This window comes from Streptomyces sp. RPT161 (genome assembly GCF_027533845.1).
GTDB lineage: Bacteria > Actinomycetota > Actinomycetes > Streptomycetales > Streptomycetaceae > Streptantibioticus_A > Streptantibioticus_A silvisoli_A.
Genome location: NZ_JAPZVN010000001.1, coordinates 143,611 through 168,344, shown reverse-complemented (window position 1 = coordinate 168,344; position 24,734 = coordinate 143,611). Strand labels below are relative to the sequence as shown.

Genomic DNA, 24,734 nt, shown 5'->3' with positions numbered 1-24,734 from the left:
CGGTTCCCGGCGTGCCGTCCGGCACGCCGTCGCAAAGGCAACCGGGCCGGTCCCAAGTTCGGACGTACGGGCTTCCGGTACGACATCCCGTACGCGAGTCGCTATGGGGGGCGGAGACGATGGAACCACACAGCCGTGGCCCCGAGGACCACGAAGCCTCCGGTACGCCGGTGCCAGGGGAGCGACCGGTGACCGGTGGTGAGGAAACCCTGTCGACCCGGCGGCCGCCGCGCCCACCGCTCGCCGACGGGACCGGTGCCCAGGGGACCGCGCGGGTCGCGCAGGTGGTGGCGGGGGAGTACCTCCTGACCGTCAACCCGATAGACGGCAGCGAGGTCGTGCTGTGCCCACCCGGCCGGATATCCCCGGCCGCTCGCCGAACCCCCGAGCAGCGGGCGGCCCGCGATCTCTCCCATGGTCTTCGGGGTGTGGGCAGTATCCCCTCCGCCCGGCCGGTGGCCTCCGCCGGTACGCCGACGCCGGGGCCGCCGCTGCTGGAGCGGTCGGAGGAGATCGAGCGGCTGGTACGGCTGCTCGGCCGGGGCCGTTCGGTACGGGTCACCGGGCCCTCGGGCTCCGGCCGTACCGCGTTGCTGGCCGTGACAGCAGACCGTTGCGCGGGCCTCGCGCCCGACGGCGTGATCCGTCTGTCCGGCTACCGGCGCACCCCCGCTGACCTGCTGTACGACCTCTACACAATGGTCTACCGGGCGGACGGCCACCGTCCGGACCGGCCGCGGCTGCGTGAGCTGGCGGCCGACATCGGCGCCGTCGTCGTACTCGACGACATCGAGTTCGGCGGCGCGGCCCTGGAGGAACTCCTCGCCGCCGCCCCGGAATGCGCCTTCCTGATCTCCGCCACCCCCGAGGTGGCCGCCCCCTCGCCCGACTCGCACCTCGAAGAGGTCTTCCTGCCCGGCCTGTCCAAGGCCGCCTGCACGGAACTGCTGGAGCGGGCCGTCGAGCGCTCGCTCACCGAAGAGGAGCGCGCCTGGGCGTCGGACCTGTGGTTCGAGTCCGAGGGTCTGCCGCTGCGCTTCGTCCAGGCCGCCGCGCTGCTGCGGCACCGCGAGGCGGCTCGAAAGTCCGCGGCGGAGGACGCCGAGCGGTCCGCGGAACGGGTGGACGACAACCCGTTCGACCCCGAGGCGGTACGCGGCCGTGCCGCGCTGCCCTCGCTGGCGGAGAGCGCCGCACCGGCCCAACTGCTCGCCTCCCGGCTGAGCGAGAACGCCGCCGAGGCGCTCGCCTTCGCCATCGCGCTCGGCGGCGAGTGCCCGCACCAGTCGCATCTGCCCGCGCTGGTCGGGGACACGCACGCCGACACGGCGCTCGCCGAACTCGTCGACTGCGGGCTCGCCACCCCCGTGGGCTCGCACTTCCGGCTGGCCGCCGGGGTGCTCCAGCAGCTCACCGCCGGAGGCGACGCGGGGCAGCGGGAACGTGCCCAGGCACCCGCCCAGCACTACGCGTGGTGGGCGGGGCATCCGTCGGTGGACGCGGAACGGGTCGCCGCCGAGGCGGACGCGATCCTCGCCGCGATGTCCGCGAGCCGCGACGGCGGCCACCCCAGCGCCGCGGTGCTGCTGGCGCACACCGCCGCACCGGCGTTCGCCGCCGCGTTGAACTGGAGCGCGTGGGAGCGTGCGCTGCGGATCGGGCAGGAGGCCGCGCGGCTCGCCGGCGAGGTGGGTGAAGAGGCCTACTTCCACCATGAGTTGGGCGTACTCGCGCTGTGCACCGGCAATCTGGAGCGGGCGCGCACCGAGTTGGAGGCGTCCATCGGCATGCGCGGCGTGCTGGCCGACCGGCAGGGCACCATCGTCGGGCGGCGCACGCTCGCGCTGGTCACCGACCGGGCGGCCGGGCCGTCGCCGGTGCGCACCCAGTCCGCGGAGGAGATCCCGGTCTCCCGCAGTGAGGCCTCCCAGTCGCCGCTGACGGTGCGGCCGCCGCTCGCGGTGGAACGGACGGCGCCGACCGTGGTCACCCCACAGCTCGCCGCCGAGGCGCCGTCCCGGCGGCGGCTCGGCGCGCTCGCCGGATCGCGCCGCAACCTCATCGCCGCGGGGGCGGGGGCGGTGCTGGTCGCCGTGCTCGGGACGGTCGTGACGCTCGGCGCCACGTCCGGGCACCAGTCCGAGCAGAACGCGCCGATGAATGTCAACACCTCGGAATCGGCCACCCAGGACACCAACGGCGACGGTGATCTGCCGGCCGGGCAGCCGTCGACCGGAGGCGGTACGCCGCGGCACACGCCGCCGTCCGGCTCCCCGGTGCACGGTGCGTCGACGAGCCCCACGGTGTCGTCCAGCGGGGCGCCGTCCAGTGGGCCGACCTCGCCGACCGGTACCGGGTCGACCCCTCCGCCCTCGAAGACGCCACCGCCCTCGACGCCGCCGTCATCGCCATCGCAACCGTCCAAGCCGCCCACAGCGACGCCGAGTTCGCCAGCGCCCCCGACGTCGCCGTCCAAATCCCCGGTGGCCCCGAGCACCGGCACGTCCACGACGGCCAGCGGTGCGGCGCCCAGCGAGTCGATGAGCGGGCCCGCTTCCAGCGGCGGTCCAGCGAAGCCCAGCGCGGCCCCCAGCGGCAGCACCGCGTAACGCCCCCGGGGCCGGAGGCAGTTCGAGACGGGGGCGCCGCCGCGGTGGTCTTTTGCGGCGGGCTTGGGGCCCCCAATACCCCCTGCGGGGGCGGAAAGCGAAGCCCCCGGGGCGTTCCTTCGCCACCGGGGGCTTGGGGGCGTAGCCCCAAAAAACCAGGGCGAGGGCGCCACGCCCCCGAAGCCCTAGAAAAGCCGCAGCTTGTCGTCTTCGATGCCGCGCAGGCCGTCGTAGTCCAGGACCGCGCAGGAGATGCCACGATCCGTGGCCAGTACGCGGGCCTGCGGCTTGATCTCCTGGGCGGCGAAGACGCCCTTCACCGGGGCCAGGTGCGGGTCGCGGTTGAGCAGTTCAAGATAGCGGGTGAGCTGTTCCACACCATCGATCTCGCCACGCCGCTTGATCTCCACCGCGACCGTGCCGCCGTCGGCGTCCCGGCACAGGATGTCGACCGGGCCGATGGCCGTGGGGTATTCGCGTCGAATGAGCGTCCAGCCCTCACCGAGGGTCTCGATGCGGTCGGCGAGGAGTTCCTGGAGGTGCGCCTCCACACCGTCCTTGATCAGGCCCGGGTCCACACCCAGTTCGTGGGAGGAGTCGTGCAGCACCTCCTCCAAGGTGATGATGAGCTTCTCCCCCGCCTTGTTGACCACGGTCCACACGCCGTCCCCCTCCTTGAGGGTGCACGGCGGCGACATCCAGTTGAGGGGTTTGTAGGCGCGGTCGTCCGCATGGATCGACACACTGCCATCGGCTTTTATCAGCAGAAGTCGCGGCGCCGACGGCAGGTGGGCGGTGAGCCGACCCGCGTAGTCCACGGAGCAACGAGCAATGACGAGACGCACGGTCCGCAACGCTACTCGAACCTGCCCCCGCCGCGCATTCTGATCTTGGTCGTCCGGGACCTGGAACGGGCCGGCGACAGGATGCGCATTCGGGGACAGGGCGGGCACCCGAGGTTGGCTGGTTGTGGGCGCAAGCTTCTGGTGCGGCAGTACCGATCCACCTACCGTGGGTAGCGGGAGTCCGCCGTGCGGGAGATATTTCGGTGGCTTCCCTCCGACATCCGTTAGGCCCCGTGCGCCGCGCGGGGTCGCGAGAGGAGAACCCATGTCGCTCGACGTCTCACCGGCCCTCCTCGAACAGGCCGAGCGAGGCGAGGTCGACGAAGCGGAATTCGTCGACTGCGTCCGGACCTCCCTGCCGTACGCATGGGAGCTGATCAGCTCACTGGTGGCCCAACTTAAGGTTGACGGCGGCGACTTCGCCGACAACCTGGTTCCGCCGCCGGACGAGCAGGCGCGCGGCCAGCTGTTGCGCGCGCTTGCCAGTGACGCCATGCGCGGCGCTTTGCAGCGGCACTTCGGGGTCCGTCTCGCATTCCAGAACTGCCATCGGGTCGCCGTCTTCCCGCTCGACTCCTCCGCCGACCCCACGTACGCCCGCTTCACCTCGGTGCGGGCCCAACTGCTCAACCAGTCCCCCGAGTTGAGGGACTGCTGAGCCCGTACAGCGCCGCCTTGGGTCTCCCGCTGCTATGTCAGCAGCGGGAGTACTTCGCTGCCCAGTCGCGCCACGTTCAGTTCAGTACCGGTCAGATCGCCGGAGCCCTCGGCGAGCAGCGCGAAGCGGCTGATCCCGGTGCGCTCCGCGGTCGCGGCGAGCCGGTCGGCGCACAGCCTGGGGGTGCCCACTGGGTGCAGTCGGCACAGCAACTCCGTGTACTCCTCCACGTCCCGCATCCGCCGTGCCCGGCCGTCCACCGTCACATGCGCGGCGAGCCCCTGGCGTAGCCACTCCGGCATCGCCTTGGTCAGGATCTCCACGGCGTCCCGCTCGGTGTCCGCCAACTGCACCAGCCCGGCGGAGACATGCGCTACCCGGGCCACCTCTTCGGGTGAACGTCCCAGCGCCAGCGCGGTGTTGCGCCACAGCGCGGTCATCTCCGCCTTCTCCTCGTCCCCGCAGTGCATGCCGAGCAGCATCGGCAGACCGCGCTGCGCCGCGAGCCGTACGCTCGCGGGTGAGGTGCAGGCGAGCACCACCGGCGGCCCTGACGACTCCTCCAACTCGTCGGCGCGGGGTACGACCGGGACCTCGCGGAACCGGTAGCGCGGCCCGTCCGCGCTGACCCGTGGTTCGCGCAGCCAGCGCAGCAGCAGGTCGAGCGCCTCGGGGAAGCCCTCCTCGTAGGCGGCCAGCCCGGTGCCGAAGACCTCCAGGTCCTGCCAGGGGCCGCCGCGGCCGACGCCCAGCGTGAAGCGCCCGCCGGAGGTCAGATGCAGCAGCGCGGCCTGCTCGCCGAGGGTGACCGGATGGGCGGTGGGCAGCACGCTGACCGCGGTGCCGATGCCGATCCGCCGGGTGCGGCCGAGCAGCATCGCGGCCAGCGTGGCGCCCTGCGGGCACACCCCGTACGGCATGAAATGGTGCTCGGCCAGCCATACGGCGTCGAGCCCGGCGGCCTCGGCGGCATCCGCGGTGCGCAGCGTACGGTGCAGCGCCTCGGTGTGGCCCTGACCCGGGAACTGGGCCGAGAGCGCGAATACCCCTACGCGCATTGTTGATTCACCTCTCCTCGCCCGGCGAGGCTCCCCAGTGGCAATAACGCGCGACACGTGCCGAAGGCACGGGCTGGCGCCGCTATTTCGTGACTGCGTGATTGTCGGACAGGCGTCTACCCGGGAATGCGGCGGTTACCCGAGGGCGACGGCGCCGCGTACGCTGGAGGTGACCCTTGGCAAGCCGCCCGTCCGTGAGGTGTCCCGTGTCGCCGCGCCGCAACCGCCCGTACCGGGCCGACAAGTTCGAACCGCGGCCCGAGGGGGACCGGCACGGCCTTGAGCGCGTGGAGACCTGGCGCGGCGAGGAGTGGGTGATGCGTCCGGTGGCGGGCAGCGGCGGCAAGACGTACCGCTGCCCCGGCTGCGACCAGGAGATCCCGCCCGGCGTCGGCCATGTGGTGGCCTGGCCCGAGTACGGGGGAGTGGACGACCGGCGGCACTGGCATCGGGGCTGCTGGGACGCTCGGGATCGGCGCGGTGCGAAGCTCCTTCGATCACGGAACGCGCCGCGCCACTGACCGGCGGCTACCGGGGGTCGGCCGGTTTCGCGAAGGGGATCTGGTGGGAGAGGAGCTCCGGCTGGGGGAGGGCCCAGCCGTGGGCCTTGAAGAGGCGGGTGGCCTCGGCGGGGGTGGTGGGGTCGGCGGACACCCGTTCCACCCAGCTGCGCGGGTCGGGGCCGAGGAGCTCGCGCAACCGGGGTGAGGCGGCGAGCAGTTCGCTCAGGAGGGTGTGCTGGTCCGTGGTGGGGTGGGGGCTGCGGCCGTCCAGGGACAGCACACCGTGGATGTTGGCGTACAGGTAGGCGACCGGCAGCCGGGCGCCGTTCGGCAGCCGCAGGGGGAAGCGGTCGCAAGCGACCTTGATACGCCGGAAGTTGAGCGCTTCCGAGGCGTCGATCGCGCTCAGTTGATCGGCGTCGAGCCAGGAGGTGACCAGTGTCGACTCCCGCGAGCCGTCCGGGTACGGCGAGGCGCTCACGTACCCGTGCACGCTGACGTGCGCGGAGACGCCGACCGCGATACCGGTGACGCGGACCGGGACCATGGGGACGGTCGCGGTGAGCCCGACCGAGGTGAGCTTGTGCCGCACCTGGCCGGGGGAGCCGTTGGAGCCGACCGCCATGACCGGGACGCGCTCGGCGACCGGTGCCAGCTCCAACTCGGCGAGCATGTCGTCCAGTCGGCGCCCCGGGGTGTCGACGTGCCACCTGCCGACCGGCCCGGGCAGCGGGCGCAGCGGCAGCAGTTCGTCGCGGTGCAGCAGTCCGGGTTCCGGCACCTGGCCGCCCGGGTAGCCGAGCGGCTGTTGGGCGGCGATGGCGTCCAGCCCCAGCGCCTCCAGGCTGCGCGGCCGCGGTCGTGTCACCACACCGCGAGGGTACCGCGCGGGCGTCGCGCTCAGGCGTCCCGCTTCTTCAGCAGCGCGTACCCGCCGACCAGCGCGGCGGCCACCCAGGCCGCCATGATCAGCAGGCCCAACCAAGGACCGTACGGGCGGCCGTCGTTGCGGGTGACCACCATCATGATCTTCTGGCCCGCCTGGTCGGGCAGATAGCGGGCGATCTTCTTGGTGGCGCTGACCCCGCCGAGGATGTTGGAGATCAGGAAGAAGAACGGCATCAGGATCGACAGCGACAGCAGCGGGCTGCGCAGCATCGCCGCACAGCCCATCGCGAACACCGCCATCAGCGTCATGTACAGCCCGCCGCCGACCACCGCGCGCAGCACACCGGGGCTGCCGATCTGGGTGCGGTGGCCGCCCAGTACCGACTGGCCGACGAAGAAGGAGACGAACGAGGTCACCTCGCCGACCACCAGGGCCAGCGCCGTGGCGACGGTGATCTTGCCGAACAGGAACCTGCCCCGTTGCGGTACCGCCGCCAGCGAGCTGCGGATCATGCCCGTGGAGTACTCGTTGGAGACCACCAGCACACCGAAGACGATCATCAGCAACTGTCCGATGCCCATGCCCGCGAAGCTGGTGTAGGTGGGATCGAAGGTCAGTCGCTCGGTGAGGGGCATCTTGTCGAACTCGTTGTTGACCAGCAGCGAGATCAGCAGGCCGAGTCCCACCGTGATGACCGCCGCCAGCGAGAGCGTCCACACCGTGGACCGTACTGACCGGATCTTGGTCCACTCCGACCTCAGGACCGCCGCCGTCGCCGCCATGGTCACGCTCCCCTGCCCTGTCGCCAGCCCTCGCCCCAGGCGGGCCGGTCCTGCTCCGGTGGCGGCTCGCCGTCGTGTGCGTGGTATTCCACCGTTTCCGCGGTCAGCCGCATGAACGCCTCCTCCAGCGAGGCCCGCTGCGGTGACAGTTCGTGCAGCACGATCCGGTGCTCGGCGGCCAGCTCGCCGAGTTGCGCCGCCTGCGCGTCGCAGACCTCGAACGTCCCGTCGGCGGAGGCCACCGCGGTGATTCCAGCGGTGTGCAGCGCGTCCCGCAGCGCCTCCGGCTGCGGGGTGCGGATGCGTACGAAAGCGCGCGAGTTGCGCGCGATGAACTCCGCCATCGAGGTGTCGGCGAGCAGGCGGCCCTGTCCGATGACCACCAGGTGGTCGGCGGTGAGTGCCATCTCGCTCATCAGATGGCTGGAGACGAAGACGGTGCGGCCCTGGGCCGCCAGACCCTTCATCAGGTTGCGGATCCAGTGGATGCCCTCGGGGTCCAGGCCGTTGACCGGTTCGTCGAACAGCAGCACCCGCGGGTCGCCGAGCAGGGCGGCGGCGATGCCGAGGCGCTGGCCCATGCCGAGCGAGAAGCCCTTGGTGCGCTTCTTCGCGACCGAGGTCAGGCCGACGGTGTCCAGCACCTCGTGGACCCGCTGGGCCGGGATGCGGTTGGACTGCGCCAGGCAGAGCAGGTGGTGGTACGCGCTGCGGCCCGGGTGCCAGGCCTTGGCCTCCAGCAGGGCGCCGATGTTCGTCAGGGGGTCGTGCAGGTCGGCGTAGTGCTTGCCGTCGATGCGTACGTCGCCCGCGGTGGGGCGGTCCAGGCCCAGCATCATCCGCATGGTGGTGGACTTGCCCGCGCCGTTGGGGCCCAGGAAGCCGGTGACGATGCCCGGCCGCACGGTGAAGGTCAGGTGGTCCACGGCCACCTTCTCACCGAAGTGTTTGGTGAGGGCCCGGAGCTCGATCATGCCAACACGCTACGGGCGCTGTGCCCACCACGCACCCTTTTCCGCCCGGCCTGTCCCCCTACCTTCCCACCCGCCCACCTTCCCACCCGCCCACCCCTCGGGGCTCCGCCCCCGGCCCCAGCCCTCGGGGCTGGGGGCCCCGCCCTGGGCCTCCCAAGCTCGCCGGGGCCGCGCCCCAGCGGGGGCCGGGGGCGTAGCCCCGGAAGAGGGGGTCCGGGGGCGCAGCCCCCGGGAAGAGAAAGAAGAAACCTCCGCCACATGAAGAAACCCCCGCCGTAGGCGGGGGTTTCTTGGGCCGGGCCTAGCGCCTAGCGGGACTGCTGGGCGGGGACGCCGCGGGAGATGGGCTCGTCGTCGGGGGTGGCGGCGGCGGCCACCGCCGCGCCCGTCAGGGTGGCGAGCATCTCGCGGACGTTGGTCAGCTGGGCGTTGATGCTGTCGCGACGGTTCGTCAGCGCCGCCAGCTCGCGCTCGGATTCGCTGCGGATACGGTCCGCCTTGGCATTGGCGTCGGCCACGATGTCCTCCGCCTGCCGCTGGGCGGTCTCCACCGTCTGCCGGGCCCGGCGCTCGGCGTCGGTGCGCAGCTTCTCCGCCTCCAGACGCAGCTGCTCCGCACGGTGCTCGATCTCGGCGAGACGCTTCTCCGCCTTCGCCTGACGCGAGGCCAGGTCCCGCTCCGACTGCTCACGCCGCTTGGCGAGGTTCGTCTCGAAGTCCGCGGCGGCCTGCGCCGCCTTGGCGCGGGTCTCCTCGAAGAGGGCGTCCGCCTCCTCGCGCTTGTTCTGCGCGTCCTTGTTCGCCTCGGCTCGCAGCTGGTTCGCGTCCGACTTGGCCTTGTCGACGATCCGCGAACCCTCGTCCTCGGCCTTCTGCTTGCGCTCGGCCGCGTACGCCTCGGCATCCGAACGCACCTGGTTGGCGGCCCCCTCCGCCAACTCCCGGTGCTGCTCGGCGGCGCGGCGGGCCTCCTCGCGCAGGTCCTTGGCCTCCTCCTCGGCGAGCCGGAGGATCTTCTCTACGCGAGCGCCGAGACCGGCGTACGACGGTTCCGCGTCATTGATCTGGGCCTGCGCGTTCTGGGTTTCGAGGTGCAACTCCTCGATGCGCTTCTCCAGCGCGCTGATCCGGGCCAGTGCACTGTCTCGGTCGGCGACGAGCTTCGTGATGCGGTCGTCCACCTGTCCGCGGTCGTAACCACGCCGCACGAGCTCGAAGCCGAAGGGGGAGGAAGTGTCGCTCATGGGGTTCCTGTCAATTCAGGCCGGGTGAGGTGATGGGGGGAATCCTAGGGGTGGAAACGGCGTGTCATCGAGTCATTGCGCTAGGGATCTGGAAAATGTGCGCTCAATCGAGTGGCGGGTCATCGGAGCGCTTGCCACTCGAACGAGTGACTCCGGCGCCAGCGCCTGCCTTCACCACGCTGGGTCCGTCCCTGCGGTCACCCGACTTCTTGCCTCCTGAGGACGACGTTCCCTCGAACGACTCCAGCGCCTCCAACACATCCTGAACTCGGGAGATTTCCGCGTTGATGTCCTCGCGGCGGCGCTTGAGGACATCGAGTTCACGACGACCCTCGTCGACGATACGCTCCGCCTCGGCCCGCGCCTCGGCGATCGTGCGTTCGGCGTTGCGCTCCGCCTCGGTCTTCTTCTGGCCGGCTTCCTTGATCAGTCCTTCGGCCTTCTTCACCGCCGCGATGCGAACCCTGCTCGCCTCGGAGTTCGCCTCCGCCGACAGCTCCTCGGCCGCCTGCTTGGCGTCCGCCACCAGCTTGCGGGCCTTCTCCTCGGCCTCGGACAACTGCTCGGTGGCCGCGGCCACCAGCTTGTCGACCCGCTCGCCCGCCGACTTCATCGCCTCGGCGGACTCCTTGCGGGCCCGCTCGTGCAGCTCCTCGACCTCGGCCTCCACCCGGGTGCGCAGCTCGTCGGCCCGCTCCCGGATCGAGGTGGCGTCCCGGCGCGCCTCGGCCAGCAGTGTGTCGGCGTCGGCACGGGACCGCTCCACGATGCCGTTGGCCTCGCTCCGCGCCTCGGCGACGAGGCGCTCCGCCTCGGCGCGGGCGGCGCCGACCATCGCGTCCGCCTGCTCCTCCGCGGTGGCGGCGGTGCGTACCGCCGCCTCCAGCGCCTCGCTGGTGACCCGCTCGGCCTCGGTGGTCGCCTCGCCGATCAACTCGTCCGCCTGCTGGGCGGCTTCGCTGCGCTTGCGGTTGGCGTCGTCCCGGGCCTCGTCGACGACGCGCTCGGCCTCGGCGGCCGCCGAGGCCGCCAGCCGCTCGGTCTCGGCGCGGGTCTGCTCGGCGTGCTCCTCGGCCGCCTGACGCAGTTTCTCCGCCTCGATGGTGATCCGCTCGGCGTCCCGCTCCGCGCGTGCCACCCGCTCCTCGGCCTCGGCGTGCAGCCGCTCCGCCTCGGTGGCGGCGCCGGAGACCAACTCGTCGGCCTGCTGCGCGGCTTCGCTGCGCTTGCGGTTGGCGTCCTCCCGGGCCTCGTCGCGGATCCGCTCCGCGTCGGCGAGCGCCTCGGCCACCGTCCGCTCGGCCAGCGCCTTGGCGTGCTCGGCCTCCTCGTTCGCCTCCCGCCGGATGCGCACCGCGTCGGAACCGGCGCGCTCCCGCTCGGCGTTGGCCTCCGCGTGCATCCGGTCGGCGTCCTCGCGGGCCTCTTCGCGCAGCCGCTCCGCCGCGTGCTCGGCCGCCGAACGCAGCCCGGCGATCTCCTCCTCGGCCTGCTCGTGCAGCCCGGCCACCGAGTCCCGCACCTGCTGGGCGGTCTGCTCGGCCGCCCCCACCAGCTCCGTGGCGCGCTGCTCGGCCTCGGCGACCAGCCGTTCGGCCTCCGCGTCCGCGTCCTCCACCCGCTTGCGCGCGGCGGCCAGCAACTCCTCGCTCTGCTCGCGGGCTTGGCCGCGCTCCTGCTCGGCCTCGGCGCGCGCGTCGGCCAGCAGCTCCTCGGCCTCCCGGCGGCGCCTGGCCGCCTCCTCGCGGGCCGCCGCCAGTGCCTCGGCCGCCTCGGCCTCGGTACGCTCCGCGGCCGACGCCGCCTCGGTGCGCAGCCGGTCGGCCGCCTCGCGCGCCTGGACCCGAAGCTCCTCGGCCTCCGCGGTGGCCTCACCGCGGAGCCGTACCGCGACCGCCTCGCCCTCGGCGCGAGCCTGGGAGGCGTCCGCCGCCGCCTCGTTGCGCAGCCGCTCGGCCTCCTCCTCGGCCTCGGCGGTCAACGCCCTGGCCCGTTCGGCGGCTTCGGACCGCAGCCGCTCGCCCTCCTCGGCAGCCTCGCGGCGCAGCGTGTCCGCATCGTCGGCCGCGGCGCGCACCGCCTCCTCGGCAGCCGCCAGCCGACGGCGCAACTCGTCGCGCTGCCGGTCGAGTTCCTCGGCGGCCTCCTCGTGCAGGCGGCGAGCGGCCTCCTCGGCGTCCTCGCGCATCCGCGCGGCGGCCTGCTCGGCGTCGTCCTTGACCTGACCGGCCGCCTGCTCGGCCTCGGCGCGCAGCTCCTCGGCCTCGCCGCGGGCCCGCTCCAGCAACTCCTCGGCCTGGCGGCGCAGCGTCGCGGCGCGCTCGGTGGCCTCGGTGCGTACCCGGTCGGATTCGGCGGCCGCGCCCTGACGCAACTCGTCAGCATCGGTACGTGCCTTGGTGAGCAGCTCCTCGGCGGTACCGGCGGCCTCCTCGATCTGCTGGAGCGCCTCGCGCCGCGCCTCGCCGCGGATCCGCTCGCCCTCGGCGACCGCCTCGGCGCGCAACTGCTCGGCCTCGCCGCGCAGTCGGCGGGCCTCCTCCTGCAACTCGACGGTCTTGGCGCGGTATTCCTTGGTGTCGTCCTTGGCCGCGCCCTTGAGCTGCTCGGCGGCCTCCTCGGCCTCGGCGCGCAGCCGTTCGGCCTCGGTGCTCGCCTCGTGCCGGATCCGTTCGGCCTCCTCGGCCGCCGACCTGGTGGTGGTCTCGGCGTCCTGGGACGCCTTGGCCAGGATCTCCTCGGCGCTACGGGCGGCCTTGGCCAGCCGTTCGGCGGCCTCCTCTGCCGCCGCGGAACGGGCCGCCTCCTGCGCCTCGGCGACCGCGCGCTCGGCCTGCGCCCGTGCGTCGTCGCGGAGTTGCTCGGCCTCGGCCTTGAGGGCCTCGGCCTCCTTGGTGGCCTCGGCGACCAGTCGGGCGATCTCGGCGCGCGCGGTACGGGTGCGCTGCTCGTTGTCCGACTCCGCGTCGGCCAGCCGCTTGGCCGCCGCCTCCTCGGCCTCGGCGCGCAGCCGTTCGGCCTCGGTGCGTGCCTCGCGCAGCGCCCGATCCGCCTCGGCAAGCGCCTGCTCGGCCCGCTGGTTCAGCTGGGCGGCCTCGCGGCGCGCCTCCTCGGCCTCGGTACGGGCCCCGGTGCGCAACTGCTCGGCGTGGTCGGTGGCTTCCTGGGCCTGCGTTCCCGCGGCGGTCAGCAGCCGCTCGGCGTCGGTACGGGCCCGGCGCAGGATCGCCTCGGCCTCCGTACGGGCCTCGGTGGCCGCCGACTCCAGCCGTTCACGGGCCTGTTGGGCCAGCCGGGCCGCCTCCGCGCGGGCGGTGGACAGCGCCGCCTCGGCCTCGGCGCGCGACTCGTCCATCAGCCGCCGCGCCTGCGCCTCGGTGCGGGCCCGCAACTGCTCGGCCCACGCCACGTTTTCGTTGACGTGCGTCTCTACGGTGCTGCGGCGCTCGGCGAGTTCCTCGTCCAGGCGGCGGCGCCGGGCGACCGCCTCGGCGTGCCACTCCGCCTCCAGCTGGGACTGGCGCTCGGCCTGCTCCTGGAGCATCCGCTGGGTGTTGGCGCGCGCCTCGCGCAGCTCGCGCTCGGCGTCCGCGCGCAGCTGGTCGGCCTGGATCTGCGCGTTGCGCAGCAGCTGCTCGGCCTGGTGGCTGATGTTCTCGTAGGCCCGCGGCTGGGCAAGCTGACGCCGCGCCTCGTGCAGCTTGGCGCGCAGCACCTCGACCTGGTAGCCGAGATCGTCTGCGTGGTCGACGGCCTTGTCCCGCTCCGTCCTCAGCCGCTCCATCTCGGCCTCGAACTGCGAGAGGTGGTCGTCAGCCTCGTAGCGGTCGTAGCCCCGCACTCCGCGGTCCCATCCGTCTCCTGGACTGCCCACCCGCCAACCGGGTGAGCTCTCCGGTGAACATAGCCATTCGGGAGAATGGTGTCAGATCTTCACCGCAGTCCGGGCCCGTCCCCCGGCGCCCAGCCCCGGGGGACACAGTACCGGGGCGGGACCCTCCCGGTCAGCGAACCAGGTCGGTGCCCGGCCGGTCAGTGATCGGCGGCGGTGGCCTCGGCGGCCGTCACCAGCTCGGTGAGCACCCCGTGGCAGTCCTTGGGGTGCAGGAACGTGATCCTGGAGCCCATGGATCCGGTGCGCGGCTGATCATAGAGGACGCGGACGCCCTTCTGGCGGATGTCATCGGCGTCCCCGTCCACGTCCGCGGTGCCGAAGGCGATGTGGTGGACGCCCTCACCGTTCTTGGCCAGCCACTTGCCGACCGCGGAGTCCTCGCGGGTCGGCTCCAGCAACTGGAGGTAGGAGGCGCCGCCGTCCGAGGTCTCGTTGATCTTCAACATGGCCTCGCGGACGCCCTGCTCCTCGTTGACCTCGGTGTGGAACACCTCGAAGCCGTACGTGGCACGGTAGAACTCGACGGTCTTGTCCAGGTCGAAGCAGGCGATACCGATGTGGTCGATGCGCGTCAGCATGCCACCAGTGCACCGCTCGCACGCGCGATCACGCAACGTGCGCGCGATCACACCGCATCGCCGGTGACCGGCGTGCTACCCGTAAGTACATTGGCCTTAACCCTCGTTAACTCCCCATCCGCAAAGGGGTCAGCGCCATGACCAGCCAGTCAGGTACGTCCGTGATCGTCGCCGGTGCGCGGACGCCCATGGGCCGTCTCCTCGGATCCCTTCGCAGCTTCTCCGCATCGGACCTCGGCGGCCTGGCGATCAAGGCCGCGCTGGACCGGGCGGGCATCGGCGGCGACCAGGTCGAGTACGTGATCATGGGCCAGGTGCTGCAGGCCGGCGCGGGCCAGATCCCGGCCCGGCAGGCCGCGGTGCAGGCCGGGATCCCGATGAGCGTCCCCGCGCTCACCATCAACAAGGTCTGCCTCTCCGGCCTGGACGCCATCGCGCTCGCCGACCAGCTCATCCGCGCCGGCGAGTTCGACGTGGTGGTCGCCGGCGGCCAGGAGTCGATGACCAACGCGCCGCACCTGCTGCCCAAGTCCCGTGAGGGCTACAAGTACGGCGCCGTCGAGATGCTGGACGCGATGGCGTACGACGGTCTGACCGACCCGTGGGAGAACATCCCGATGGGCGAGTCCACCGAGAAGCACAACGCCCGGCTGGGTATCGGCCGCGCCGAGCAGGACGAGATCGCCGCGCTGTCCCACCAGCGGGCCGCCGCCGCGCAGAAGAACGGCCTGTTCGAGGCGGAGATAACTCCGGTGGAGATCCCGCAGCGCAAGGGCGAGCCGGTGGTCTTCAGCCAGGACGAGGGCATCCGCGCGGAGACCACCACCGAGTCACTGGGCAAGCTGCGCCCGGCGTTCCGCAAGGACGGCACCATCACCGCCGGTTCGGCCTCCCAGATCTCCGACGGCGCCGCCGCCGTGGTGGTGATGAGCAAGGCCAAGGCGGAGGAACTGGGCCTGGAGTGGATCGCCGAGATCGGCGCGCACGGCAACGTGGCGGGCCCGGACAACTCGCTGCAGTCGCAGCCGTCCAACGCGATCAACCAGGCGCTGACCAAGGCCGGCCTGACGGTCGACGACCTCGATCTGATCGAGATCAACGAGGCGTTCGCGGCGGTCGCCGTGCAGTCAATGAAGGACCTGGGCGTTTCCGTCGAAAAGGTGAATGTCAACGGCGGCGCCATCGCGCTGGGTCACCCGATCGGGATGTCCGGTGCCCGGCTGGTGCTGCACCTCGCGCTGGAGCTCAAGCGGCGCGGCGGCGGGACCGGCGCCGCGGCGCTGTGCGGCGGCGGTGGTCAGGGCGACGCGCTGATCATCCACGTACCGGCCAAGTAAGCGGCCAGTCCCTTCCAGGAACGGAGCACCGATGGCGGACGTCCCCACGCTGGTCGAGCAGGCGCGCGCCGGCAGGCCGCGCGCTGTGGCGCGGCTGATCTCACTGGTGGAGGGGGCGTCGCCGCAACTGCGCGAGGTTATGGCGGCGCTCGCACCGCTGACCGGCGGCGCGTACGTGGTGGGGCTCACCGGGTCGCCGGGTGTCGGCAAGTCCACCTCGACGTCGGCACTGGTGACCGCGTACCGCAAGCGCGGCAAGCGGGTCGGCGTGCTGGCGGTCGACCCGTCCTCGCCGTTCTCCGGCGGTGCGCTGCTGGGCGACCGGGTGCGGATGTCGGAGCACGCCTCGGACCCGGGCGTCTACATCCGGTCCATGGCGACCCGCGGTCACCTCGGCGGTCTGGCCTGGGCGGCGCCGCAGGCCATCCGGGTGCTGGACGCGGCGGGCTGCGAGGTGATCCTCGTGGAGACGGTCGGCGTGGGCCAGTCCGAGGTGGAGATCGCCGCTCAGGCGGACACCTCGGTGGTGCTGCTGGCGCCGGGGATGGGCGACGGGATCCAGGCGGCCAAGGCCGGGATCCTGGAGATCGGCGACGTCTACGTGGTCAACAAGGCCGACCGGGACGGCGCGGACGCGACGGCCCGCGAGCTGAACCACATGCTGGGCCTGGGCGAGGCCCGCGGCCCGGGCGACTGGCGCCCGCCCATCGTCAAGACGGTCGCGGCCCGGGGAGAGGGCATCGACGAGGTGGTCGAGGCCCTGGAGAAGCACCGCGCCTGGATGGAGGAGCGGGGCGTCCTGGCCGACCGCCGGCGCCACCGCGCGGCCCTGGAGGTCGAACACATCGCGGTGACGGCCCTGCGCCAGCGGATCGGCGATCTCCACGGAGATCGCCGGCTGGACGCGCTGGCGGAGCGGATCGTCTCCGGGGGGACGGACCCCTACACGGCGGCTGACGAACTGATCGAGGGCCTGACCAACGGCGGTTAGGTCTTCTCCCGCCCGCCGTGCGCCCCGTGCCTGCCGTTGCGCGCGGTCGGTTGTGGGGCGCGCCCGCGCGCCGGGGCAGGCGGGCGGGGGGCGGGAAAAGACCTACGCCCGCCCGCGCGTGGCGCGCAGATGCTTGGCGACCGGCTCCAACGCCGCCTGCAGGGACTCCAGTTCCCGCGGCGACAGCAGGTCGATGAAGTGCTCCCGCACCGCGGCGACATGATGCGGTGCGACCCGCTTCATCGTCTCCCACCCGTAGTCGGTGAGCACCGCGAACAGCCCGCGCCGGTCGGACTCGCAGTTCTCCCGCCGCACCAGCCCCGCGTTCTCCATCCGGGTGATCTGGTGGGACAGGCGGCTCTTGGACTGGAGCGTGGCGCGGGCCAGATCGCTCATCCGCATCTGGTGGTCCTCGGCCTCGGAGAGGTTCACCAGGATCTCGTAGTCGTTGTAGGTCAGGCCGAATGGCTGCAGATCCCGTTCGAGCTGGTACGTGAGCAGCCGCGACACCTCAAGGTGGGTGCGCCACGTGCGCTGCTCCTCGTCGCTGAGCCAGCGGGCGCCGTTCTCGGTCTCCATAGCGTCCAGTCTACCCATTTAAGTTGAAATTTGAATAAATACCGTAATGGCAGGTGATCTTCGACAATTGTTCGAGATTACAGTCCGCAGACTACTCCTCACAATCCGAAGCCGCCCTGGCGGTCCCGGACCACTGCGATCAAGCCATCGCCGCGCCCTGCGTGCCCGCCGTACCCGGCCCGGCCTCCGCGCCGGCGGCGTGCTCGACCTCCAGCAACGAGGCGCCGCGCCGCTCCGCCTCGAACGCCTTGGCGCCGCCGCGCAGCCCGAACAACCGCTTGGCCACGGCGATGTAGACCACCGCGAGGACGTTGATGAGCAAGGTGGCGATCTTCAGGCCGCTGACCTTCTCGCTCAACTCGTAGATCTCCAGCGGCAGGAACGCCGCGGTGGCCACCACCGTCAGGTACTCCGCCCAGCGCTTGGCGAACCACAGCCCCACGCCCTCGACCAGCTCGATCAGCGCGTAGGTCAGCAGCGCCGCCGCCACGACGACCAGCGTGGAGTGCTTGTAGTCGAAGGTCCTGCGGATCGTGTCGACCACGGGGGAGTGGTCGACGTCGTAGCCGAAGTGCTGGGCGACCGGCCGGAAGACGGTCAGGTTCTGCTCGAAGAACTGGCGTACCGCCGTCTGGGAGTTGCTGAACTTCCACACCGCCGCCGCGGCCAGCACGATGAACACCCCGCGCACCACCCGCTCGAACGCCAGCAGCCGCAGGATGAACAGGTCCCGCAGCGCCCGCCCGCGCGGCACCTGCGGCGCCCGGTCCGCCGGGCCCGAGCCGTGCGGCGCGCCCAGCGCGAAGTCGCCGCAGCGCAGGCAGCGCCAGGCCTCACCGGCCCCCGTGGCCGCCCGCAGCCGCTCGCGCAGCGCGCCCTCGTCCGGTGCGTAGGTGATGTGTCCGCGCCGGGCGCAGGTGCGGCGGTTCCAGTCGAGCTTCATCCGGGTCGTCCCCCGTGGTCCGTAGATCGCTTGACGCCACGATGCTAGGGCCTGCCCGACGGGGCCCTGGCGGAGGTGGAGCGTTTCTTCCGGGGAGGGGGCGTCCCCCGGGCCGCCGAGAGCCGACCCCCTGCGGGAGTTCTGGTGCCGGACTGCGACAATGGCTGAGCTTGTGCAACCTTTCACAAGATCGACCGGACAACGCCCCAGCTTCCAGACGAGGTACCTCGTGGACGTGAAGACCGCCGCCGCCCTGCGCCGACTGCGCATCATCTCGATCGCCGAGGCCATCTCCTTCCTCGCGCTGCTGCTCCTCGGCTCCGTGCTCAGCCGGGTTTCCAGCATCAACCTGGTGATGCCGCTGGGCATGATCCACGGCGTGCTGTTCATCCTCTACCTCGTGCTCCTCGCCGATGTGTGGAGCAAGGCCAAGTGGACGCGCGGCAGGGTCGGCCTGTTCTTCCTGCTCTCCATCCTCCCGACCGGCGGCTTCTTCGGTGACCGCATGATCAAGAAGGAGGAGGCGGCCGGTGTGATCGCCGCCAGGGCGCGTAAGGAAGGCGTGGTCAACGCATGATCGTCGCCTTCTCCGTCACCCCGCTGGGCGTCGGTGAGGACGTCGGCGAGTACGTCGCGGACGCGGTGCGGGTGGTCCGGGAGTCCGGGCTGCCGAACCGCACCGACGCGATGTTCACCTCGGTCGAGGGCGAGTGGGACGAGGTGATGGACGTGGTCAGGCGCGCCGTCGCCGCCGTGGAGGCCCGCGCACCGCGTGTCTCCCTGGTGCTCAAGGCCGACATCCGGCCGGGCGTGACCGACGCCCTCACCGGCAAGGTGGCGGCCGTCGAGCGGCATCTGGCGGGTGGCTAGCCGCCCGTCCGGATCGCGGAACGCGCCCGCCCGGCATGTGACCGCCGGGTAGGCTCCTGGGCGTGTCAAAGCCGTTGAGCCTGCCCTTCGACCCCATCGCGCGCGCCGACGAACTGTGGCGGCACCGCTGGGGCGACGTGCCCTCCATGGCCGCCATCACCTCGATCATGCGCGCCCAGCAGATCCTGCTCGGCCAGGTCGACGCGGTCGTCAAGCCCTACGGGCTGACCTTCGCCCGTTACGAGGCCCTGGTGCTGCTGACCTTCAGCAGGGCCGGGGAACTGCCCATGTCCAAGATCGGCGAGCGGTTGATGGTGCACCCCACCTCGGTGACCAACACCGTCGACCGGCTGGTCAGATCCGGTCTGGTCGACAAGCGGCCCAACCCCAACGACGGACGCGGCACGCTCGCCTCCATCACCGAGAAGGGCCGCGAGGTCGTGGAGGCGGCCACCCGCGATCTGATGGCGATGGACTTCGGGCTCGGCACGTACGACGCCCAGCAGTGCGCGGAGATCTTCACGCTGCTGCGGCCGCTGCGGATAGCCTCGGGCGACTTCACCGAGGACTGAGCCCGGGCGGCCGCTCGGCGGGGCTGGCGGAAAGATCGCCCAGGGGGCCGCGTACGCTCGACTGTCATGAAGCGGAGTGTCCTGAACCGGTACCGCGTGATGGCGTATGTGACCGGTGTCCTTCTGATCCTGCTGACAATCGGCTGCATCGCCAAGTACCTGCTGGACGTCAACGGGGCGACCGCGTTCGTCACCGTCGTCGGCATCGCGCACGGCTGGCTCTACGTGCTCTACCTGGTGCTCGCCTTCGACCTGGGCAGCAAGGCGAAGATGCCGTTCGGCAAGCTGCTGTGGATGCTGCTGGCCGGCACCATCCCGACCGCCGCGTTCTTCGTCGAGCGGCGGATCACCCGTGAGCTGGAGCCGCTTTTCGCGGAGGCTCCGGAGCTGGCCAAGGCCTGAGCGACGCTCCCTGCGAGTCAGGGAGCGTTTAACCATCGACAATTAGTAGGACGTCCAAGTAAATTTGACCCATGGACGCCGAAGCCATTGCGGAAGGCCGCCGTCGCTGGCAGGCCCGCTACGACCAGGCCAAGAAGCGCGAGGCCGACTTCAGCACGCTGTCCGGGGACCAGGTGGACCCGGTGTACGGCCCGCCGCCGGGCGCCGTGGTGCCCGGGTTCGAACGCATCGGCTGGCCCGGTGAGTACCCGTTCACCCGGGGCCTGCATCCCACCGGCTACCGAGGCCGCACCTGGACCATCCGCCAGTTCGCGGGCTTCGGCAACGCCGAGCAGACCAACGAGCGCTACAAGATGATCCTGGCCGCCGGTGGCGGCGGCCTGTCCGTGGCGTTCGACATGCCGACCCTGATGGGCCGCGACTCCGACGACCCGCGCTCGCTGGGCGAGGTCGGGCACTGCGGGGTGGCCATCGACTCCGCCGCCGACATGGAGGTCCTCTTCCGGGACATCCCGCTCGGCGACGTCACCACCTCCATGACCATCAGCGGCCCCGCCGTGCCGGTCTTCTGCATGTACCTGGTGGCCGCCGAGCGCCAGGGGGTCGACCCGGCGACCCTCAACGGCACGCTCCAGACGGACATCTTCAAGGAGTACATCGCCCAGAAGGAGTGGCTGTTCGCGCCCGAGCCGCACCTGCGGCTGATCGGCGACCTGATGGAGCACTGCGCGGCCGGAATCCCCGCGTACAAGCCGCTGTCCGTCTCCGGCTACCACATCCGCGAGGCCGGGGCGACGGCGGCGCAGGAGTTGGCGTACACCCTGGCCGACGGTTTCGGCTACGTCGAACTCGGCCTCTCCCGGGGCCTGGACGTGAACACGTTCGCGCCCGGCCTGTCGTTCTTCTTCGACGCGCACGTGGACTTCTTCGAGGAGATCGCCAAGTTCCGCGCCGCGCGCCGGATCTGGGCCCGCTGGATGCGGGAGGTGTACGGGGCCACGTCCGACAAGGCGCAGTGGCTGCGGTTCCACACCCAGACGGCGGGGGTCTCGCTGACCGCGCAGCAGCCGTACAACAACGTGGTGCGCACCGCGGTGGAGGCGCTCGCCGCCGTGCTCGGCGGCACCAACTCGCTGCACACCAACGCCCTGGACGAGACGCTGGCGCTGCCCAGCGAGCAGGCCGCGGAGATCGCGTTGCGCACCCAGCAGGTGCTGATGGAGGAGACCGGCGTCGCCAACGTGGCGGATCCGCTGGGCGGTTCGTGGTATGTCGAGGCGCTGACCGACCGCATCGAGGCCGACGCGGAACGGATCTTCGACAAGATCAGGGAACTCGGCGCCCGCGCCGTGCCGACCGGGGAGCACCCGGTGGGACCGATCACCTCCGGCATCCTGCGCGGTATCGAGGACGGCTACTTCACGGGCGAGATCGCCGATTCCGCCTTCCAGTACCAGCAGGCCCTGGAGAAGGGCGACAAGCGGGTCGTGGGCGTCAACTGCCACACCGGTTCGGTCACCGGGGACCTGGAGATCCTGCGGGTCAGCCACGAGGTGGAGCGCGAGCAGGTCCGCGTGCTGGCGGCCCGCAAGGCGGAACGGGACGAGACGGCGGTGCGAAGCGCGCTGGCGGCCATGGTGGACGCGGCGCGCGGGGACGGCAACATGATCGCGCCCATGCTGGACGCGGTCCGCGCCGAGGCCACACTCGGCGAGATCTGCGGCGCGTTGCGCGACCTGTGGGGCAACTACACCGAGCCCGCTCGGTTCTAGGCGGTACGGCCGTCAAGGCGGCGCCTGCCGGGGATTTGGGGCTCCACCTCAAATGTCCGGCAGGTCGGCCCGCCGCGGACGTCATCGCGCCGCGACCGCCATCGCGGCCGGGAGGCCGCCCACGAGCAGGGCGGAGAACATCCGCGCCCAGGCGAAGTCGATGCGCTCACCGCTGACCAGGATGCGGTGCACGACCGCCCCCGCGATCACGTCGAAGATCAGGTCCGCGTTGCGCGCGGCGGCCTGCTCGGCGAGCGGATCGCCCGCGCAGCCGTCGGGCGGCACGTCCGGCGGCAGTTCACCGCGGGCCTGGGCCCGCTGGCGGCCCAGTACGACCAGGCGCTTCTGACGGTCCACGATCGCCTCACGGATCCGCACCCGCAGCGCGTCGTCATGCGTGGACTCGGCGATCACCGCCATCAGCGCCGTCTTGGCCTCCGGCCGCTCCAGCAGCTCCGCGAACTCCATCACGACGCCCTCGACATCCGCCAGCAGGCTTCCCCTGTCGGGCAGTTGGAGTTCGTCGAAGAGAGCGGCGACGGCGTCGACCACCAGCTCGTTCTTGTTGGCCCAGCGTCGGTACAGCGTGGTCTTGGCGACCCCGGCGCGCGTCGCGACGTCGCCCATCGTGAGCTTGCCCCAACCCAGCTCCACCAGCGCGGAACGGGTCGCGTCCAGGATCGCCAGATCCGCCTCCGCGCTGCGCGGGCGTCCGGTTCTGGTCACCCATCGGACCCTACCGCCAAGTAGTCAGTGAGGGAGATCACGTGAAAGTCACGGCCAGCACTTGCGGCCCCGGGGTACCGCCCAGTTACGCTACGACCCGTAGCGAAAGAGCGACAACCACAACGCGCGGATGGGGATCCGCGCACCGCGCGGTGCGTACCGGCACGTACCGCGGCACAGTGAGCGGCGTGCGCGCTTTACGGATATCCCGCATTCCGGTGGGGTATCCAGGGGCTGTTCACGCTTGTCCCGGCGAGGGGGGAGGATTGGCCTCATGCAGCCACGGAACATGTCCATGAGCGGCGTGGTCGACCTCGCCGCGGTGAAGGCGGCCGGTGAGGCCAAGCAGAAGGCGGAGCAGGCCCGCCGACAGCAGGCCGCCCGCGGTGACCAGGGCGCCGCCCCCTCCCAGTTGGTGATCGACGTCACCGAGGCGACCTTCGAGCGCGAGGTGCTCCAGCGCTCCGCCGAGGTCCCGGTGGTCATCGACTTCTGGGCCGAGTGGTGCGAGCCCTGCAAGCAGCTCGGCCCCCTGCTCGAACGGCTCACCGAGTCCTACGCGGGTCGGATCCTGCTCGCCAAGATCGACGTCGACGCCAACCAACTCCTCTTCCAGCAGTTCGGTGTCCAGGGCATCCCCGCGGTCTTCGCGGTGATCGGCGGCCAGATGATGCCGCTGTTCCAGGGCGCGGCCCCGGAAGCGCAGGTCCGCGAGGTGTTCGACCAGTTGATCGCGGTGGCCGAGCAGCGCTTCGGCATCACCGGCATCCCGGTCGAGGGCGCCGCCCCCGCCGCCGCGGAGGAGCCGCCGATGGACCCGGCGCTGGCCGCCGGGCACGAGGCGCTGGACCGAGGTGACCTCGGCGGCGCGATCCAGGCGTACAAGAACGTGCTGTCCGGCGACCCGGGCAACATCGAGGCCAAGCTGGCGCTGGCTCAGGCCGAGCTGCTCCAGCGGGTGGAGGGCGCCGACCCGCAGGCGGTCCGCAAGGCGGCGGCCGACAACCCCACCGATGTGGACGCCCAGATCGCCGCGGCCGACCTCGATCTGGTAGGCGGCCATGTAGAGGACGCCTTCGGGCGGTTGGTCGACACCGTCAAGCGCACCGCGGGCGAGGACCGTGAGCGCGCCCGGATCCATCTGCTCGAACTGTTCGAGGTCGTCGGCGCGGAGGATCCGAGGGTGACCTCGGCGCGCACCGCGCTTGCCCGCGTGCTCTTCTGACCGGACCTCGGAGGCAGATGACCGGGCGTCAACGCCCGGGTACCGCGCGCCACCACGGTGCGGCGGAAAGTTGCACACGGCAGTCGCCTTTATCAAATCTTGATGAAAGGCGACTGCCGTTACCTCTAGTAAGTCAAGCGACTTTTTCTGTCCCGCTATGCCCCCGCATGTCGGGCTCTGCCGACCGCGCTCCGAACACCCTGCGTGTTCACAGTAGGCTGCCCGGTCGCACAGCGGTTATCTCGGCGTTACTCGCTAGTAATGAAAGGCCTTGTGTACCGGCCCCGAATGGACCACGATCGGCCCCACGCTCGGTCCGTTCCCCCAAGCCCGGCAAGCCGGTCGGCGCGAGGGTGAAGGATTCCCCACCGAGCAGGGCGTGCGGTGACCGCCGCCGCCCTAGGACAGGGGGGTCCCTGCCTCATAGGCAGGGCCTGTCCAGCAGGTTGCGCGAGAGCGTGGCCAGTGGTTGTCGCTCGGGGGTGATCGCCGGTACTTCGGACCCGCCGTCCGCCTGCACGCGACGGCCGCCGATGACGGCGCTCTCCTTCCCGAGGACGTAGCACTTCTCCCATCCCAGGTTCGGATCCCGAGTCCGGACCGGAGATGTACGTCCGAGAAGGAGGAAAGTCATGGAGTCAGAGCCGACTCGTGGCGGGACCAGATGGAAGCGGTTCGCCGTCGTCATGGTGCCGAGTGTCGCGGCCACGGCCGCGATCGGCGTCGCCCTGGCACAGGGTGCGCTCGCCGCGTCGTTCAGCGTCTCCGGCCAGGATTTCAAGGTCACCGCCGACAGGCTCGACGGTGACGGCTTCCTGCAGTACGGCGCCTATGATGTCCAGCACGGCGGAAAGAACATCCCGGTGGCGGTCTCGGCGTTCAAGAGCGCCAAGATCACCAACATGTGCCAGTCCGTGGTCATGCCCGTGCCGCTGGTCGGCAACGTGACCATGAGGCTGCAGGCGGGCGGCAACGGAACCGCTGTCGAGGCCAAGAACCTCTACATCGACCTGGACCAGCTGAACGCCGACGCCCAGTTCAACAACATCAACATCGGCGTCGCCGCCGGGGACCAGTCCAAGGGACCCGGTATGAAGGGCCTCCCCGAGCACGCGGACCCGGGCGGTTTCGCCCAGGAAGCCGACTCGGCCACGCTGACCGGTGTCAAGCAGACCGCATGGGCCACCAGCGCGGGCACCTTCAAGCTCAACGGGCTGTCCCTGCGTCTGCTCACGGGCAAGCAAGAGTGCTACTGACGCACTCCCATTGAGTAGGGCGAGTG

General features: G+C 71.3%; 23 protein-coding genes. 12 read left to right on the top strand and 11 right to left on the bottom strand.

Annotation, left to right across the window (positions count from 1 at the left end; translation table 11 throughout):
- Window positions 1-188: 188 nt before the first annotated feature.
- Complete coding sequence (locus tag O5O46_RS00665; RefSeq protein ID WP_333482316.1) at window positions 189-2,609, top strand: ATP-binding protein; 2,421 nt, start codon at window positions 189-191, stop codon at window positions 2,607-2,609.
- A 185-nt stretch (window positions 2,610-2,794) separates the two neighbouring features.
- On the opposite strand, the gene nucS is transcribed toward O5O46_RS00665, so the two are convergent.
- The gene (gene nucS / locus O5O46_RS00660; protein WP_269853182.1) at window positions 2,795-3,454 is read right to left on the bottom strand and encodes an endonuclease NucS; all 660 of its coding nucleotides are present in this window, start codon (window positions 3,452-3,454) and stop codon (window positions 2,795-2,797) included.
- A 265-nt stretch (window positions 3,455-3,719) separates the two neighbouring features.
- On the opposite strand from nucS, the gene O5O46_RS00655 reads away from it, so the two are divergent.
- Window positions 3,720-4,112 carry an SCO5389 family protein gene (locus tag O5O46_RS00655; RefSeq protein ID WP_269853181.1) on the top strand — a complete coding sequence of 131 codons (393 nt, stop codon included), beginning with the start codon at window positions 3,720-3,722 and terminating at the stop codon, window positions 4,110-4,112.
- 32 nt (window positions 4,113-4,144) lie between these two features.
- Here O5O46_RS00655 and O5O46_RS00650 read toward each other — a convergent pair whose 3' ends face one another.
- The gene (locus tag O5O46_RS00650) at window positions 4,145-5,170 is read right to left on the bottom strand and encodes an LLM class flavin-dependent oxidoreductase (protein WP_269853180.1); all 1,026 of its coding nucleotides are present in this window, start codon (window positions 5,168-5,170) and stop codon (window positions 4,145-4,147) included.
- Between the two features lie 206 nt (window positions 5,171-5,376).
- Here O5O46_RS00650 and O5O46_RS00645 point away from each other — a divergent pair, with 206 nt between their 5' ends.
- Window positions 5,377-5,691, top strand: a complete 315-nt coding sequence (locus O5O46_RS00645; RefSeq protein ID WP_269853179.1) for an ATP/GTP-binding protein — start codon at window positions 5,377-5,379, stop codon at window positions 5,689-5,691.
- Window positions 5,692-5,698: 7 nt separating this feature from the next.
- On the opposite strand, the gene O5O46_RS00640 is transcribed toward O5O46_RS00645, so the two are convergent.
- The 6 genes from O5O46_RS00640 to mce form a co-directional block, all read right to left on the bottom strand.
- On the bottom strand, window positions 5,699-6,544 hold the full coding sequence (locus tag O5O46_RS00640) for a hypothetical protein (protein WP_269853178.1): 846 nt from the start codon (window positions 6,542-6,544) through the stop codon (window positions 5,699-5,701).
- Between the two features lie 29 nt (window positions 6,545-6,573).
- A complete protein-coding gene (locus O5O46_RS00635) occupies window positions 6,574-7,344 on the bottom strand; it encodes an ABC transporter permease (protein WP_269853177.1) in 771 nt (256 codons plus the stop codon).
- 2 nt (window positions 7,345-7,346) lie between these two features.
- The gene (locus O5O46_RS00630; protein ID WP_269853176.1) at window positions 7,347-8,318 is read right to left on the bottom strand and encodes an ABC transporter ATP-binding protein; all 972 of its coding nucleotides are present in this window, start codon (window positions 8,316-8,318) and stop codon (window positions 7,347-7,349) included.
- A 308-nt stretch (window positions 8,319-8,626) separates the two neighbouring features.
- Window positions 8,627-9,562: a cellulose-binding protein gene (locus O5O46_RS00625; protein ID WP_269853175.1), complete on the bottom strand. Its 936-nt coding sequence runs from the start codon at window positions 9,560-9,562 to the stop codon at window positions 8,627-8,629.
- Between the two features lie 103 nt (window positions 9,563-9,665).
- A complete protein-coding gene (gene scy, locus O5O46_RS00620; RefSeq protein WP_269853874.1) occupies window positions 9,666-13,403 on the bottom strand; it encodes a polarized growth protein Scy in 3,738 nt (1,245 codons plus the stop codon).
- 191 nt (window positions 13,404-13,594) lie between these two features.
- Window positions 13,595-14,035, bottom strand: coding sequence for a methylmalonyl-CoA epimerase (gene mce, locus O5O46_RS00615; RefSeq protein ID WP_269853174.1), 441 nt, complete (start codon window positions 14,033-14,035; stop codon window positions 13,595-13,597).
- A 161-nt stretch (window positions 14,036-14,196) separates the two neighbouring features.
- Here mce and O5O46_RS00610 point away from each other — a divergent pair, with 161 nt between their 5' ends.
- On the top strand, window positions 14,197-15,372 hold the full coding sequence (locus O5O46_RS00610; protein WP_269853873.1) for an acetyl-CoA C-acetyltransferase: 1,176 nt from the start codon (window positions 14,197-14,199) through the stop codon (window positions 15,370-15,372).
- A 31-nt stretch (window positions 15,373-15,403) separates the two neighbouring features.
- Window positions 15,404-16,363, top strand: a complete 960-nt coding sequence (meaB, locus tag O5O46_RS00605) for a methylmalonyl Co-A mutase-associated GTPase MeaB (protein WP_269853173.1) — start codon at window positions 15,404-15,406, stop codon at window positions 16,361-16,363.
- Window positions 16,364-16,465: 102 nt separating this feature from the next.
- On the opposite strand, the gene O5O46_RS00600 is transcribed toward meaB, so the two are convergent.
- Window positions 16,466-16,942: a MarR family winged helix-turn-helix transcriptional regulator gene (locus O5O46_RS00600; protein WP_269853172.1), complete on the bottom strand. Its 477-nt coding sequence runs from the start codon at window positions 16,940-16,942 to the stop codon at window positions 16,466-16,468.
- 139 nt (window positions 16,943-17,081) lie between these two features.
- A complete protein-coding gene (locus O5O46_RS00595) occupies window positions 17,082-17,885 on the bottom strand; it encodes a DUF2127 domain-containing protein (protein ID WP_269853171.1) in 804 nt (267 codons plus the stop codon).
- 229 nt (window positions 17,886-18,114) lie between these two features.
- Between O5O46_RS00595 and O5O46_RS00590 the strand changes: the two genes are divergently transcribed.
- From O5O46_RS00590 to O5O46_RS00570, 5 genes are all read left to right on the top strand, one after another.
- Window positions 18,115-18,462 (top strand): DUF3817 domain-containing protein, encoded by a 348-nt coding sequence (locus O5O46_RS00590; protein ID WP_269853170.1) that lies wholly within the window; start codon window positions 18,115-18,117, stop codon window positions 18,460-18,462.
- Entirely contained in the window at window positions 18,459-18,755 is a 297-nt protein-coding gene (locus O5O46_RS00585) for an MTH1187 family thiamine-binding protein (protein ID WP_269853169.1), read from the top strand. Before O5O46_RS00590 ends, O5O46_RS00585 begins: the two co-directional genes overlap by 4 nt.
- Window positions 18,756-18,817: 62 nt before the next feature.
- Window positions 18,818-19,327, top strand: coding sequence for a MarR family winged helix-turn-helix transcriptional regulator (locus O5O46_RS00580; RefSeq protein WP_269853168.1), 510 nt, complete (start codon window positions 18,818-18,820; stop codon window positions 19,325-19,327).
- A gap of 66 nt (window positions 19,328-19,393) precedes the next feature.
- The gene (locus O5O46_RS00575) at window positions 19,394-19,729 is read left to right on the top strand and encodes a DUF3817 domain-containing protein (protein WP_269853167.1); all 336 of its coding nucleotides are present in this window, start codon (window positions 19,394-19,396) and stop codon (window positions 19,727-19,729) included.
- Window positions 19,730-19,800: 71 nt separating this feature from the next.
- Window positions 19,801-21,501 carry an acyl-CoA mutase large subunit family protein gene (locus tag O5O46_RS00570; protein WP_269853166.1) on the top strand — a complete coding sequence of 567 codons (1,701 nt, stop codon included), beginning with the start codon at window positions 19,801-19,803 and terminating at the stop codon, window positions 21,499-21,501.
- Between the two features lie 81 nt (window positions 21,502-21,582).
- Here O5O46_RS00570 and O5O46_RS00565 read toward each other — a convergent pair whose 3' ends face one another.
- On the bottom strand, window positions 21,583-22,227 hold the full coding sequence (locus O5O46_RS00565) for a TetR/AcrR family transcriptional regulator (RefSeq protein WP_269853165.1): 645 nt from the start codon (window positions 22,225-22,227) through the stop codon (window positions 21,583-21,585).
- A 274-nt stretch (window positions 22,228-22,501) separates the two neighbouring features.
- Between O5O46_RS00565 and O5O46_RS00560 the strand changes: the two genes are divergently transcribed.
- Both O5O46_RS00560 and O5O46_RS00555 read left to right on the top strand, forming a co-directional pair.
- Complete coding sequence (locus O5O46_RS00560; protein WP_269853164.1) at window positions 22,502-23,452, top strand: tetratricopeptide repeat protein; 951 nt, start codon at window positions 22,502-22,504, stop codon at window positions 23,450-23,452.
- Between the two features lie 632 nt (window positions 23,453-24,084).
- A complete protein-coding gene (locus O5O46_RS00555; protein ID WP_269853163.1) occupies window positions 24,085-24,708 on the top strand; it encodes a DUF6230 family protein in 624 nt (207 codons plus the stop codon).
- Window positions 24,709-24,734 lie beyond the last annotated feature (26 nt).

What these genes read in the sequence shown, in the direction of transcription:
- meaB (WP_269853173.1), top strand. Translation starts at nt 15,404, where the DNA reads ATGGCGGACGTCCCCACGCTGGTCGAGCAGGCGCGCGCCGGCAGGCCG.
- O5O46_RS00560 (WP_269853164.1), top strand. Translation starts at nt 22,502, where the DNA reads ATGCAGCCACGGAACATGTCCATGAGCGGCGTGGTCGACCTCGCCGCG.
- O5O46_RS00595 (WP_269853171.1), bottom strand. Translation starts at nt 17,885, where the DNA reads ATGAAGCTCGACTGGAACCGCCGCACCTGCGCCCGGCGCGGACACATC.
- O5O46_RS00655 (WP_269853181.1), top strand. Translation starts at nt 3,720, where the DNA reads ATGTCGCTCGACGTCTCACCGGCCCTCCTCGAACAGGCCGAGCGAGGC.
- O5O46_RS00600 (WP_269853172.1), bottom strand. Translation starts at nt 16,942, where the DNA reads ATGGAGACCGAGAACGGCGCCCGCTGGCTCAGCGACGAGGAGCAGCGC.
- O5O46_RS00575 (WP_269853167.1), top strand. Translation starts at nt 19,394, where the DNA reads ATGAAGCGGAGTGTCCTGAACCGGTACCGCGTGATGGCGTATGTGACC.
- O5O46_RS00555 (WP_269853163.1), top strand. Translation starts at nt 24,085, where the DNA reads ATGGAGTCAGAGCCGACTCGTGGCGGGACCAGATGGAAGCGGTTCGCC.
- O5O46_RS00625 (WP_269853175.1), bottom strand. Translation starts at nt 9,562, where the DNA reads ATGAGCGACACTTCCTCCCCCTTCGGCTTCGAGCTCGTGCGGCGTGGT.
- O5O46_RS00630 (WP_269853176.1), bottom strand. Translation starts at nt 8,318, where the DNA reads ATGATCGAGCTCCGGGCCCTCACCAAACACTTCGGTGAGAAGGTGGCC.
- O5O46_RS00585 (WP_269853169.1), top strand. Translation starts at nt 18,459, where the DNA reads ATGATCGTCGCCTTCTCCGTCACCCCGCTGGGCGTCGGTGAGGACGTC.
- O5O46_RS00650 (WP_269853180.1), bottom strand. Translation starts at nt 5,170, where the DNA reads ATGCGCGTAGGGGTATTCGCGCTCTCGGCCCAGTTCCCGGGTCAGGGC.
- O5O46_RS00635 (WP_269853177.1), bottom strand. Translation starts at nt 7,344, where the DNA reads ATGGCGGCGACGGCGGCGGTCCTGAGGTCGGAGTGGACCAAGATCCGG.
- mce (WP_269853174.1), bottom strand. Translation starts at nt 14,035, where the DNA reads ATGCTGACGCGCATCGACCACATCGGTATCGCCTGCTTCGACCTGGAC.
- O5O46_RS00570 (WP_269853166.1), top strand. Translation starts at nt 19,801, where the DNA reads ATGGACGCCGAAGCCATTGCGGAAGGCCGCCGTCGCTGGCAGGCCCGC.